7 protein-coding genes are annotated in these 12,925 nt (G+C 69.3%); 3 read left to right on the top strand and 4 right to left on the bottom strand.

Features of this window, described 5'->3' with window-relative positions:
- Window positions 1-18 precede the first annotated feature (18 nt).
- A complete protein-coding gene (locus tag AB0I54_RS06330) occupies window positions 19-912 on the bottom strand; it encodes a class I SAM-dependent methyltransferase (RefSeq protein ID WP_363294735.1) in 894 nt (297 codons plus the stop codon).
- Between the two features lie 124 nt (window positions 913-1,036).
- On the opposite strand from AB0I54_RS06330, the gene AB0I54_RS06325 reads away from it, so the two are divergent.
- A complete protein-coding gene (locus tag AB0I54_RS06325; protein ID WP_363294734.1) occupies window positions 1,037-1,807 on the top strand; it encodes a phytanoyl-CoA dioxygenase family protein in 771 nt (256 codons plus the stop codon).
- A 24-nt stretch (window positions 1,808-1,831) separates the two neighbouring features.
- On the opposite strand, the gene AB0I54_RS06320 is transcribed toward AB0I54_RS06325, so the two are convergent.
- Together AB0I54_RS06320 and AB0I54_RS06315 are read right to left on the bottom strand one after the other, a co-directional pair.
- Window positions 1,832-3,550 (bottom strand): glycoside hydrolase family 6 protein, encoded by a 1,719-nt coding sequence (locus AB0I54_RS06320; RefSeq protein WP_363294733.1) that lies wholly within the window; start codon window positions 3,548-3,550, stop codon window positions 1,832-1,834.
- A 26-nt stretch (window positions 3,551-3,576) separates the two neighbouring features.
- Window positions 3,577-5,052 carry a cellulose binding domain-containing protein gene (locus tag AB0I54_RS06315; protein ID WP_363294732.1) on the bottom strand — a complete coding sequence of 492 codons (1,476 nt, stop codon included), beginning with the start codon at window positions 5,050-5,052 and terminating at the stop codon, window positions 3,577-3,579.
- Between the two features lie 260 nt (window positions 5,053-5,312).
- On the opposite strand from AB0I54_RS06315, the gene AB0I54_RS06310 reads away from it, so the two are divergent.
- Window positions 5,313-8,237: a glycoside hydrolase family 48 protein gene (locus AB0I54_RS06310; protein WP_363294731.1), complete on the top strand. Its 2,925-nt coding sequence runs from the start codon at window positions 5,313-5,315 to the stop codon at window positions 8,235-8,237.
- Between the two features lie 83 nt (window positions 8,238-8,320).
- Window positions 8,321-10,963, top strand: coding sequence for a cellulose binding domain-containing protein (locus tag AB0I54_RS06305; protein WP_363294730.1), 2,643 nt, complete (start codon window positions 8,321-8,323; stop codon window positions 10,961-10,963).
- Between the two features lie 50 nt (window positions 10,964-11,013).
- Here the strand turns inward: AB0I54_RS06305 and AB0I54_RS06300 are convergent, their stop codons facing one another.
- Window positions 11,014-12,897, bottom strand: a complete 1,884-nt coding sequence (locus tag AB0I54_RS06300; protein ID WP_363294729.1) for a rhamnogalacturonan lyase — start codon at window positions 12,895-12,897, stop codon at window positions 11,014-11,016.
- Between the last annotated feature and the right edge of the window lie 28 nt (window positions 12,898-12,925).

The raw sequence follows: 12,925 nt of genomic DNA, 5'->3' as shown, positions 1-12,925 counted from the left end.
GCCCTCGTGGCCCGGCGGCTACACGGGTCGTACGGCCGTGTGCACCGTGTACGCGGACAGCACGAACACGTCCGGCCGCCGGTGCACGCTCGCCGGGTCCGCTGGGTCGAGGAGCCGGTCCAGCGTGGCGCGGTCGTCGGCGTCGAGGGCGTCGGCGGCGGCGTCGCGGACCCGGGACAGGGTCGTGGCGATGTAGGCGCGGGCCCGGTCGGAGGCGGGTGCGGGCAGGTCGAGCAGGAAGCTGCGGGTGCGGGTGTGCTTCAGGCCCGCGGCTGCCAGCAGGGCGGGCCAGTCCTCGGTCACGGCGACGGCGCCGGGCAGGTCGGCCCGCATCCGTGCGAACCACTCCTCCTCGACCACGTCGAGCCGCGCCTGCAGCCCCGGCCGCCCGATGCCGATGTCCCGGGGCAGGAACCGGGAGGGCAGGCCGCCCTCCAGCAGCGCCAGGGTGCCGCCGGGGGCCAGCCGGGCCGCGAAGGCCGCGAGCCCGGCCCGCTGGTCGCCGAGGTGGTGCAGGCTGCGGCTCGCCCACAGCAGATCGGCCGGGTAGTCCAACTCGTCCAGCACACCGGGGAGTTCACCGGTCAGGGTGCCGAAGCGGTCCCCGACGCCCTGGCGGGCGGCACGGTCGCGGGCCCGCTCCAGCAGCGGCTCGGTGCCGTCCACGGCCATGACCCGGGCGCCCGGGAACGCCTCGGCGAACAGGCACGACACGACACCGGGCCCGCTGCCCGCGTCCACGATCAGCCCCGGCTCGGTCACCTCCTTCGCCAGCCAGGCCATGGCCCGTTCGTAGACGGGGGCGAGCAGCTCCGCCTGCGCCTCCAGGTGCGGCGCCATGGCCGCCCAGTCGATGTCAGTGTCTTCGTGGCCGTGTCCGTGGCCGTGGTTGTGCTGCTGGTGGTGCGCCATGGTGGTCAGCCTCTCGTCCGCGTGGGGCCAGCTTGCGCCGACGCACCGGGCCGGGGCCAGCTCTGTTGCCGGGGCGGCAAAAAACGGGGTGCGTACGGCAACACCGGTCGCCGAGGATGGCCCGATGGACGACGAGCTGGTGGAGCGGTTCATCGAGGACGGGTTCGTGAAGATCGAGGGCGCAGTCCCGAAGCGCGTCAGCGAGGACTGCGCGCGGCTGCTCTGGCGGGAGACGGGTTACGACCCGGATGACTCCGGCAGCTGGAAGGACCCGGTGGTGTGGGTGGGCGGCATGGCCCAGGGACCGTTCGCGGCCGCCGCCAACTCCGCCGTACTGCACGAGGCGTTCGACCTGCTGGTCGGTGAGCGGCGCTGGGTCCCGCGCTATTCGCTGGGGAGCTTCCCGTTGCGCTTTCCGCACGCGCAGGAGCCGGACGACGCGGGCTGGCACATCGAGGGCAGCTATCTTCCGGAGGGCGCCACGGCGTGGCACACCAACCTGCGGTCGAGGGAGCGTGCGCTGCTGATGCTGTTCCTGTTCGGCGAGGTGACCGAGGAGGACGCCCCGACCCGGATCAGGGTCGGCTCGCACCTCGACGTACCGCCGGTCCTGGAGCCGTACGGCGAGGCAGGCGCCTCGTTCCTGGAGCTCGGCCCGCAGGTGGCCACCGCCTCCGCGCACCGCCCGCTCGCCTATGCCACGGGCAGTCCCGGCGACGTCTACCTCTGCCACCCCTTCCTGGTGCACGCCGCCCAGCCGCACCACGGAACCCGGCCCCGGTTCATGGCTCAGCCGCCGCTGCACCTGGAGTCGCCGCTGGAGCTGGACCGGCCGGACGGCGGCCACTCGCCGGTGGAACGCGCGATCCGCCGGGGTCTGTCCCCGAAGGGCTGACCCCGACGGATCACCGTCACCGCGTTACGGCAGCGGCGGGTAGGCGTTCTGCATCAGCTGCTGGAACTGGGCGGAGAACCAGTGCCCGGACAGCGGCGCGTTCGGCAGGGCGCCGGACATGCTGTTGCCGTTGCGGGCGTTGCCCGTGTACGTCGGGTCGCACATTCGGTCGAAGCCCTTGCCCTCGTCGTTGGCGATGGCGGTGCTGGAGCCGTCGGACTCACCCGGCGGCTTCATCCACACATAGGCGTCGATCCCGGTCGCCGGGGCGGCCTGCGGACGCTCGCCGAGGCCGGCTCCGGACTGGTTGCACCAGTTGCCGACGTGGATCCGGCGGTCGTAGCGGCCGCCGTCGATGTACGCGTCCACGCTGGTCTGCGGGCCGGGGCCGGTCGGGCGTGCGGTGCCGCCCCAGCCGTTGCGGGAGGTGTCGATCAGCATGCCGATGCCGGAGTTGAAGCCGACCGAGACGAGTTGGTTGCGGAAGGCCTGTGCGAAGGACTGTTCGTCGACGTAGCGGTTCCAGTCGACCCACTTCGACTGGCGGACGGAGGTGCCGTTAACCGTGTCGTTGACGGTGAAGTTGTTCTCCTTCAAGGCGCTGTAGTTCGCGGTGTTGGTGATGAAACCGGCCACGTCGTCGACGGTCGCGCCCTCGCTGGTGGCCGCCTGCTTGAACAGGGTGGCCGCGGGGCCGAAGTTGTCGTCCCAGCCGAGCCAGCCGTGGTGGCCGGCGTCGAGGTAGTTGTAGACGTTGGGGATCGCGCCGAGCTTGGCGAGGGCGTAGCCGACACCCTTCACGTAGTTGCCGTTGGCGAGCATGGTGTCGCACGCGGGCGTGGCGGTGGCGCGGCTGCCGGTGTTGGTGACGAGGTTGGGCAGCGAGTCGATCTCGATGGTGGTGACGATCCTGAGGGAGGCGTACTTGCTGTCGGAGAGGATCGCCGCGATCGGGTCGATGAACTGCGTCTTGTACTTGTCGATCTCGGTGGCGCCCAGCTCGCCGTTGGACGCGAGGGCCGCGCAGTCGCGTCCCGGCAGGTCGTAGACGACCAGTTGGACGACCTCTTCGTTGCTGCCCTTCTGGGCGAGGGCCGCGTCGAGATGGGCACGCAGGCCCATGCTGCCGTTCGCGCCGTTGATGGCGGCGATGCGGTCGAGCCAGACGCCGGTGGGCTGGTTGGAGACGCGGCTGCCGCCGGGCTCCGCGGCGGCCTTCGCGGACCACTCCGGGTTCACGTACACCTTGGCGCCGGCGTACGGGTTGTCGACACGGTTGCCGGTGCCGCCACCGCCGCCCCCTCCGCCACCGCCGCTGCCCCCGTCGTCGACGTTGCAGGTGACGCCGTCTAGCGTGAAGGCGGTCGGGACGGCGTTGGTGCCGCTGTAGGAGGCGTTGAAGCCGAAGCTGACCGAACCGCCGGTCGCCAGGGTGCCGTTGTAGGTCTCGTTGTCGGCGGTGACGGCGGTACCGCTCTGGGTGAGCTTGGTGTTCCAGTAGTTGGTGACCTTCTGGTTGCCGGTGTACGCCCACTTAACCGACCAACTGCTCTTGGCGGCACCGTTGTTGGTGACGGTGACGGCGGCGGTGAAGCCGGTGTCCCACTGGTTCTGCACCTTGTAGTCGACGGTGCAGGGGACGGCGGACGCGGCGGCGTTCGCCGGTGCGGTGGTGAGGGCCGTTCCCGAGGCCCCGGCGACGAGCGCCAGGGCGGCGAGTATCGCTGTTCTGGTACGACTCATGAGTGCGGGTTCCTTCTTCGGTGGGGCTACGGGTTGATGGCGCGCAGGTGGTCGCGCAGGCCGGTGCCGTACGCGGTGGGGGTTCCGTCGAAGCTGGTGATCAGGGACGGGCCGGAGGAGCAGTCCCAGGTGTTCCAGGTCCAGCCGAGGTAGGACAGGTTCCGGTCGTCGAACCACTTCATGACCTGGTCGACGAACCCGTGCGAGCAGGTGTTCTCACCGATCTCCCCGGCGACCAGCGGCACCTGGGCCGCGACCGGGGCGAGGGTGGAGTTCCAGCAGCTCTCGTTCGCGCAGGTGTTGAAGTTGTAGACGTGGTAGGCGGCGACGAGATCGCCGGTCGGGTCGGTCGGCCGGTACGTCAGCCACTGGCTCAGGTCGTTGGAGTACGCGAGCCCGCCCGCCATGATGACGTTCTTGGCGCCGGTGCCGCGTACGGCGTCGACGAGGTCCTGCATTCCGGCGACCTCGTACGAGATTCCGGGGCAGTTGCCGCCGTCCTTCCAGCACTGCCAGGCCTGGGTGGTGGTGGTGGAGGTCGCCCGGTCCGGGTACGGCTCGTTGAACAGGTCGAACACGGCGGCCGGGTCGCCCTTGAAGGTGCCGGCCACCGAGGACCAGAACGAGGGGCTGTACTGCATGTCGGGCATCGGCTTCTGGCAGGTGGCGTGTACATCGGAGCAGCCCGCGGAGTTGCCGGTGTACTGGCCGTAGGACCAGTGGAGTTCGAGGACCGGTGTCATGCCGTGCGCCTCGACCCGGGCCACCAGGTCCTTGACGGCGTTGATGTAGTTGGTGCCGGCGTACTCGGGCTTGATGTTGGAAAGGCCCAGCCAGCACTCCTCGTTGAGCGGGATGCGTACCGTGTTCGCCTTCCAGTCGGCGATCGCCCTGATCGCCGCGTCGTCCACGGGACCGTCCCAGATGCCGTAGCCCTGGACGCACATGAACTCGCCGCCGGAGCGGTTCACGCCGAGCAGCCGGCGGGTCTTTCCGTCGGCGTCGACGAGCTTGTTGCCAAAAACGTGCAGGGCGGGTGCCGTGCCGTTGCCCGGTGACGGCTCGGTCGGGGTGGGCGAGGGCTCCGCATCCACGTTGCACGTCGTCCCGTTGAGCCTGAACGCGGTCGGTACGGCGTTGCTGCCCGACCAGGAGCCGAGGAACCCGGCGCTGACACTCGCGCCGGTGCCGAGCGAGCCGTTCCAGCTCTCGTTGGCGGCGGTCACGGTGGTGCCGGACTGGGACCACTTGGCGCTCCAGCCCTGGGTGACCTTCTGGCCGCTCGCGAAGTCGAAGGTGAGACTCCAACCACTCAGCGCGGCCGTGTTGTTGGTGATCTTCACGGCACCCTGGAAGCCGGTGTCCCACTGGCCGGTGACGGAGTACTCGACCGTGCAGGCGGGTGTGGCCCCGGACGCCGAGACCACCGGCACCAGTGCGGACCCGACGAGGGCGACCGCACCGGCGACGGCTAAAAGTACTGAACGCGGGGGGTGTCGCATGAGCGACTCCTTGCAGCTCGGACGCGTGACGTGCGCGTCGACCGAACGGAATCGCTCCCACTGGTGCGAAGGAAGGTAGCGCCAAGTGACGGCGATGGACAGGGGAGTCGCTTGACTTTTCCTCAATGGCGTCTGTCGAATCTTTTCGACTCTTCAAGCATCTTGACCGCCCTTACCCCCGTCCCCACTATGGGAGCGCTCCCACTGGTTCAAGCCTTGACTTCTCCCCACGTCTTGTCAGCGCAAGGAGGAACCAGCACATGCATCCCGGACATCCCGGACGCAGACGCAGAGCCGTACGGCGGTTATGGACCGCCGTCGGCGCCGCGCTCGCCCTTCCCCTGTCGATGCTCGCCACGGGGACGACCCCCGCACAGGCGGCGACGGTTCAGTGCAGCGTCGACTACAGGACCAATGACTGGGGCTCCGGTTTCACCGCCGACCTCACCCTCACCAACCGCGGCACGGACGCGATCAACGGCTGGACGCTGACGTACGGCTACACGGGCAATCAGAAGCTCGTGAACGGCTGGAACGGCAGCTGGTCCCAGTCCGGCCAGTCGATCACCGTGCAGAACGCCTCGTACAACGGGACGATCGCCGCGGGCGCCGCCGTCTCGACCGGCGCGCAGTTCGGCTACAGCGGCACCAACGCGGCCCCGGCCGCCTTCGCGGTCAACGGTACGACCTGCACCGGTGCGCACCAGCCACCGGTCACCGTGCTGACCAGTCCCACTGCGGGCGCCGTCTACACACAGGGCGAGGCCGTACCGCTCGCGGCGACCGCGGCGGCGGCCGACAACGCGACGGTCAGCAAGGTCGAGTTCTACGACGACACCACACTGCTCGGGACGGACACGAGCGCCCCGTACACGCTCCCCGTCTCCAGTTTGACCGTGGGCAGTCATTCTCTGGTGGCGAAGGCGTACGACAGCCTGGGGGCCGCAGGCACCTCCACTCCCGTCGGCATCACGGTCGCCTCCGGTCCCGCCCTGGTGGCCTCGCCCACCCAACTGGGCATCCAGCAGGGGAAGACCGGCACCTTCTCGGTGAAGCTCTCGACGCAGCCGAGTGCCGATGTGACGGTGGGCGTGGCCCGTACGGACGGCAACACCGGGCTGTCCGTCACCGGCGGTTCGTCGCTCACCTTCACACCGTCCAACTGGAACACCGCACAGACGGTGACCATCACGGCCGACTCCTCCGGCACGGGCGCGGCGACCTTCACCGCCTCGGCGACCGGCTACACCGAGGCGACGGTCACGGTGACGGAGCTGGCGGGGTCGAAGGCGTACGACGCCCGCTTCCTGGACCTCTACGGGAAGATCACCAACCCGGCGAACGGCTACTTCTCCCCCGAGGGCATCCCCTACCACTCGGTCGAGACGCTGATCGTCGAGGCCCCGGACCAGGGACATGAGACCACGTCGGAGGCATACAGCTACCTGCTCTGGCTGCAGGCCATGTACGGCAAGGTCACGGGTGACTGGTCCAAGTTCAACGGCGCCTGGGATCTGATGGAGAAGTACATGATCCCGACCCATGCCGACCAGCCGACCAACTCCTTCTACAACGCCTCGAAGCCGGCGACGTACGCGCCCGAGCTGGACACGCCCGACGAGTACCCGGCGAAGCTGGACACCTCGGTGCCGGTCGGTTCTGATCCGATCGCCGGTGAGCTGAAGTCGGCGTACGGCACGGACGACGTCTACGGCATGCACTGGCTGCAGGACGTGGACAACGTCTACGGCTACGGCAACGAGCCGGGCAAGTGCGAGGCGGGCCCGACGGCCACCGGACCGTCGTACATCAACACCTTCCAGCGCGGTCCGCAGGAGTCCGTCTGGGAGACGGTCCCCCAGCCGACCTGCGACGCCTTCAAGTACGGCGGCAGCAACGGCTATCTGGACCTGTTCACCGGCGACTCCTCCTACGCCAGGCAGTGGAAGTACACGGACGCCCCGGACGCGGACGCCCGCGCGGTGCAGGCCGCGTACTGGGCGGACGTATGGGCGAAGGCGCAGGGCAAGGGCGGTGACGTGTCGGCCACCGTCGGCAAGGCCGCGAAGATGGGCGACTACCTGCGGTACGCGATGTACGACAAGTACTTCAAGAAGATCGGCAACTGTGTCGGTCCCTCCACCTGCGCGGCGGGCACCGGCAAGAACTCCTCCGACTATCTGCTGTCCTGGTACTACGCCTGGGGCGGCGCCACCGACACCAGCGCGGGCTGGGCCTGGCGCATCGGCTCCAGCCATGTCCACGGCGGCTACCAGAACCCCCTGGCCGCCTACGCGCTCAGCTCGTACGCCGATCTGAAGCCCAAGTCGGCGACGGGCGCGGCGGACTGGTCGACCTCGCTCGGCCGGCAACTGGAGTTCTACCGCTGGCTCCAGTCGTCCGAGGGCGCCATCGCGGGCGGCGCGACCAACAGCTGGCAGGGCCGGTACGCCACCCCGCCGTCCGGTACGCCCACCTTCTACGGCATGTACTACGACTGGCAGCCCGTCTACCACGACCCGCCGTCCAACCAGTGGTTCGGCTTCCAGGCGTGGTCGATGGAGCGGGTCGCCGAGTACTACCAGCAGACGGGGAACGCCACGGCGAAGGCCGTCCTCGACAAGTGGGTCAAGTGGGCGCTGTCCAAGACCACGATCAACCCCGACGGCACCTACCTCATCCCCTCCACTCTCCAGTGGTCGGGCCGGCCCGACACCTGGAACGCGTCGAGTCCCGGCTCCAACAGCGGACTTCACGTCACCGTCGCCGACTACACGAACGACGTCGGCGTGGCCGCCGCGTACGCCAAGACCCTGACGTACTACGCCGCCAAGTCCGGTGACGCGACGGCGAAGTCGACGGCCAAGGCGCTCCTCGACGGCATGTGGAACAACTACCAGGACAGCCTGGGCATCGCCGTCCCGGAGACCCGCGCCGACTACAACCGCTTCGACGACAGTGTGTACGTCCCGAGCGGCTGGAGCGGCAAGATGCCGAACGGCGACGCGATCAACTCCTCCTCGACCTTCGCCTCGCTGCGTTCCTTCTACAAGAACGACCCGGCCTGGTCGAAGATCGAGAGCTATCTGGCGGGCGGCGCCGCACCGAGTTTCACGTACCACCGCTTCTGGGCCCAGGCGGACATCGCCCTGGCCATGGGCTCGTACGCGGAACTCCTCGAATAGTTCGCATCGCCCCATCGGGGCGCTTCTTCGGCGGTCCCCACCCACACTGGGGACCGCCCTCCCCCCAGGAGAGGACTCCTCCCGTGCGAAGAACCCGCATCCTCACGGCCGTGCTGGCGCTGGCCGCCGGGCTGCTCGCGGGCAGTCCGCCCGCCCTGGCCGCGAGCAGCCCGAAAGTGCCGCTCGCGGCCGACACCTACACCTGGAAGAACGCCCGTATCGACGGCGGCGGCTTCGTCCCCGGCATCGTGTTCAACCGCTCCGAGAAGAACCTGGTCTACGCCCGCACCGACATCGGCGGCGCCTACCGCTGGCAGGAGTCGACGAAGACCTGGACCCCGCTGCTGGACTCCGTAGGCTGGAACGACTGGGGACACACCGGTGTCGTCAGCCTGGCCTCCGACTCGGTCGATCCGGACAAGGTGTACGCGGCCGTGGGCACGTACACCAACAGCTGGGATCCCGGGAACGGGGCCGTGCTGCGCTCCGTGGACCGGGGCGCGAGCTGGCAGAAGGCCGACCTCCCCTTCAAACTGGGCGGCAACATGCCCGGCCGCGGCATGGGCGAACGGCTGGCCATCGACCCGAACAGGAACAGCGTGCTGTACCTGGGCGCGCCCAGCGGCAAGGGCCTGTGGCGGTCGACGGACTCCGGGGCGACCTGGTCGCAGGTGACGTCCTTCCCCAACCCCGGCAACTACCGACAGGATCCGAGCGACACCTCCGGGTACGCGAGCGACAACCAGGGCGTCGTCTGGGTCACCTTCGACGAGTCCACGGGCACGTCGGGCAGCGCGACGAAGACGGTCTACGTCGGGGTGGCCGACAAGGACAACGCGGTGTACCGGTCGACTGACGGGGGCACGACCTGGTCCCGGCTCGCCGGTCAGCCGACCGGATATCTGGCCCACAAGGGCGTGCTGGACGCGAAGAACGGCTACCTGTACCTGGCCTACAGCGACAAGGGCGGCCCGTACGACGGCGGCAAGGGCCAGTTGTGGCGGTACGCGACGGCGACGGGAACCTGGACGAACATCAGCCCGGTCGCGGAGGCCGACACCTACTACGGATTCAGCGGGCTGACGGTCGACCGTCAGCACCCCGGCACCGTCATGGCCACCGCCTACAGCTCCTGGTGGCCGGACACCCAGCTCTTCCGCTCCACGGACAGCGGCGGCACCTGGACGAAGGCGTGGGACTACACGTCGTACCCCAACCGCTCGAACCGCTACACGATCGACGTCTCGTCCTCCCCCTGGCTGACTTTCGGAGTGAACCCGTCGCCGCCCGAACAGAGCCCGAAACTCGGCTGGATGACGGAGTCGCTGGAGATCGACCCGTTCGACTCCGCCCGGATGATGTACGGGACGGGCGCGACGCTCTACGGCACCGAGAACCTGACGAACTGGGACAGCGGCGGCCAGTTCACGGTGAAGCCGATGGTGCGGGGGCTGGAGGAGACGTCGGTCAACGACCTGGCCGCTCCCCCGTCGGGCGACGCCCGGCTCTTCAGCGCGCTCGGTGACATCGGCGGCTTCCGGCACACGGATCTCACCGAGGTCCCGTCGATGATGTACACCTCGCCCACCTTCTCCACGACCACGAGCCTCGACTTCGCCGAGACGAACCCGAACACGGTGGTCCGGGTCGGCAATCTGGACTCGGGCCCGCACATCGCGTTCTCGACGGACAACGGCGCCAACTGGTTCGCGGGGACGGATCCCTCGGGAGTGAGCGGCGGCGGCACGGTCGCGGCCGGCGCGGACGGCAACCGGTTCGTGTGGAGTCCGGTCGGAGCGGGCGTGCAGTACGCCTCGGGCTTCGGCACCTCGTGGGCGGCGTCGAGCGGCATCCCCTCCGGGGCGGTCGTCGAGTCGGACCGGGTCGATCCGAAGACCTTCTACGGCTTCAAGTCGGGCAAGTTCTACGTCAGTTCGGACGGCGGTGCGAGTTTCACGGCGTCCGCGGCGACCGGTCTGCCCAGCGGTGACAGCGTGCGCTTCAAGGCGCTGCCCGGCACCAAGGGCGACGTGTGGCTGGCGGGCGGGGCGAGCGACGGGGCGTACGGCCTGTGGCACTCGACGGACGGCGGCGCGACCTTCACCAAGGCGGCCGGCGTCGAGCAGGCCGACACCATCGGCTTCGGCAAGGCGGCGCCGGGAGCCTCGTACCAGACCCTGTACACCAGCGCGAAGATCGGCGGCGTGCGCGGCATCTTCCGCTCCACGGACAAGGGCGCGACCTGGACCCGTATCAACGACGACGTCCACCAGTGGGGGTGGACGGGCGCGGCGATCACCGGTGACCCGAGGGTGTACGGCCGGGTGTATGTGTCGACGAACGGCCGCGGAGTCGTCTACGGCGACTCGTCCGATACCGGCGGCGGTACGGATCCGGCACCGACCGGTGCCTGCACGGTGACCTACAAGATCACCAACCAGTGGACGGGCGGCTTCCAGGCCGACGTCCAGCTGACCAACACGGGCTCGACCGCCTGGAGCGGCTGGTCACTGGGCTGGTCCTTCCCCGACGGCCAGAAGATCACCCAGCTGTGGAACGCGGACTGGACCCAGGTGGTGGCGGCGGTGAAGGCCAGGAACGTGAGCTGGAACGGCACGGTGGCGGCCGGCTCGTCCGTGGGCTTCGGCTTCACGGGGAGCTGGACGGGCGCCAACACGAAACCCACGACATTCAAGCTGGGCGACCAGACCTGCACGGTCGCCTGAAAAGAGGGAGGGCGCGTGCCGCACCGGGCACGCGCCCTCCTGTGTGCCCTCTACGGCGCGTACACCGTGGGCCGGGGAGCGGTGGCCATCCCGGCGCCGATGAAGAAGCTCGGGTGCGGGGGCTGGTTGTACGCGGTGTTCTGCCAGGCCAGGGCCGTGCGGTACTGCGTGTCGTGGAGGAGGGTCGTGATGCGTGTGCTCGTTTCGTACGGGGTGGAGTAGATCCTCAGGGCCTTGTTGTCGGTCGTCGGCCAGATGACCTCCTCGCGCCAGTCGCCGAGGATGTCGCCGGACAGGGCCGGCGTCGCCTTGGTGCCGTTGTCGGAATGGACACCGGAGGCGGTCAGCAGGCGGGTGTCGGCCGAGGTGCCGTACTTGTCGATGTGGGTGTCGTCGAGGAGTTCACGGACGGGGTCGCCGTCCCACCAGGCCAGGAAGTTGATGCTGGAGGGCTTACGGCTCGCAACGACGTTGCCCCGCGGGTCGCGTACGCCGTCCGCGCGGGACGACCAGGACTCGGCGCCCGCACTGCCGGCCCAGATGTCGCCGGAGACACCCCGGCCGTTGTCGCCGTTGGCCGGTGTGGACCACAGGATCTGTCCCGTCCTCGCGTCGGCCATCCAGGACGAGGGCTTCGAGCCGTCCTCGTCGACCTTGAACTCCTCAAGGCCCGCCCGGGACGGCTCCAGGTCGCCCACGTGCAGGGCGTCGCCGTGGCCGTTCTTCGTCGTCCACAGGCCGTGGCCGTTGTCGTCCACGGCCATCGAGCCGTACACGATCTCGTCCTTGCCGTCCCCGTCCACGTCGGCGACCGACAGCTGGTGATTGCCCTGGCCGTCGTATCCCTTGCCGCTGTTGGTGGAGGAGTTGGTGTCGAACGTCCAGCGGCGGGTGAAGGAGCCGCCGCGCCAGTCCCAGGCCGCGACGACCGTGCGTGTGTAGTAGCCGCGCGCCATGATCAGGGAGGGGCGGGAGCCGTCCAGATAGGCCGTGCCCGCGAGGAAGCGGTCGACGCGGTTGCCGTACGAGTCGCCCCAGGACGAGACCGTGCCGCGCGCCGGGACGTAGTCGACGGTCTGCATCGCCTTGCCCGTCTGCCCGTTGAACATGGTCAGATACTCCGGTCCGGACAGGATGTAGCCGCTGGAGTTCCGGTGGTCCGCCGACGCGCTGCCGATCACCGCGCCGGTGCCGTCGACCGTGCCGTCGGCGGTCTTCGCGGCCACCTCGGCCCTGCCGTCGCCGTCGTAGTCGTACACCTGGAACTGGGTGTAGTGCGCGCCGGAGCGGATGTTGCGGCCCAGGTCGATGCGCCACAGACGGGTGCCGTCGAGCTTGATGCCGTCGAGGACGGTGTTGCCGGTGTAGCCGGACTGGGAGTTGTCCTTGGCGTTCGTTGGCTGCCATTTGAGAACGACGTCGAGCTGCCCGTCGCCGTCGAGGTCGCCGACGGAGGCGTCGTTCGCCTCGTAGGTGTAGGTGACGCCGTCGGGGGTGGTGCCGCCTGCGGGCGGGGTGATGGGGACGTCCTTGTAGCCCGTGCGGAACTGGATCGCGTGGACCGAGTCGGCCTGCTCCACCCCGTTCACGATCGCCCGTACCGTGTAGTCGGCCTGGGCAGGGGCACCGGAGTGGAAATAGTCGGTGGACCCGGTGACCGGGGCGGAGTTGACCTTCGTACCCGCGCGGTAGACGTTGAAGGAGACATCCTCGGGGTCGGTGCCGAGCCAGCGCCAGCTGACCAGGTTGCCGCTGTCGGTGTGGACGCTGACCACGCCCCGGTCGAGCGCCTCGACCTGCCTCGCGGTGGCGGCCGCGGCGGTGCCGGTGGAGACGCCGGTGAGACCGGCGCCGACCAGGGCGGCCACCGCGGTCAGCGCGGAGAGGACGGCGCTGCGGCGTCTGCGGTGGGCGGGGGGATGCGGGTGCTTCACGTGACGTACCTCCCGGGGAGGACGGACG

This window comes from Streptomyces sp. NPDC050625 (assembly GCF_040654755.1).
In the GTDB taxonomy this organism is placed as follows: domain Bacteria; phylum Actinomycetota; class Actinomycetes; order Streptomycetales; family Streptomycetaceae; genus Streptomyces.
This window is presented reverse-complemented; position numbering and strand designations above follow the sequence as displayed.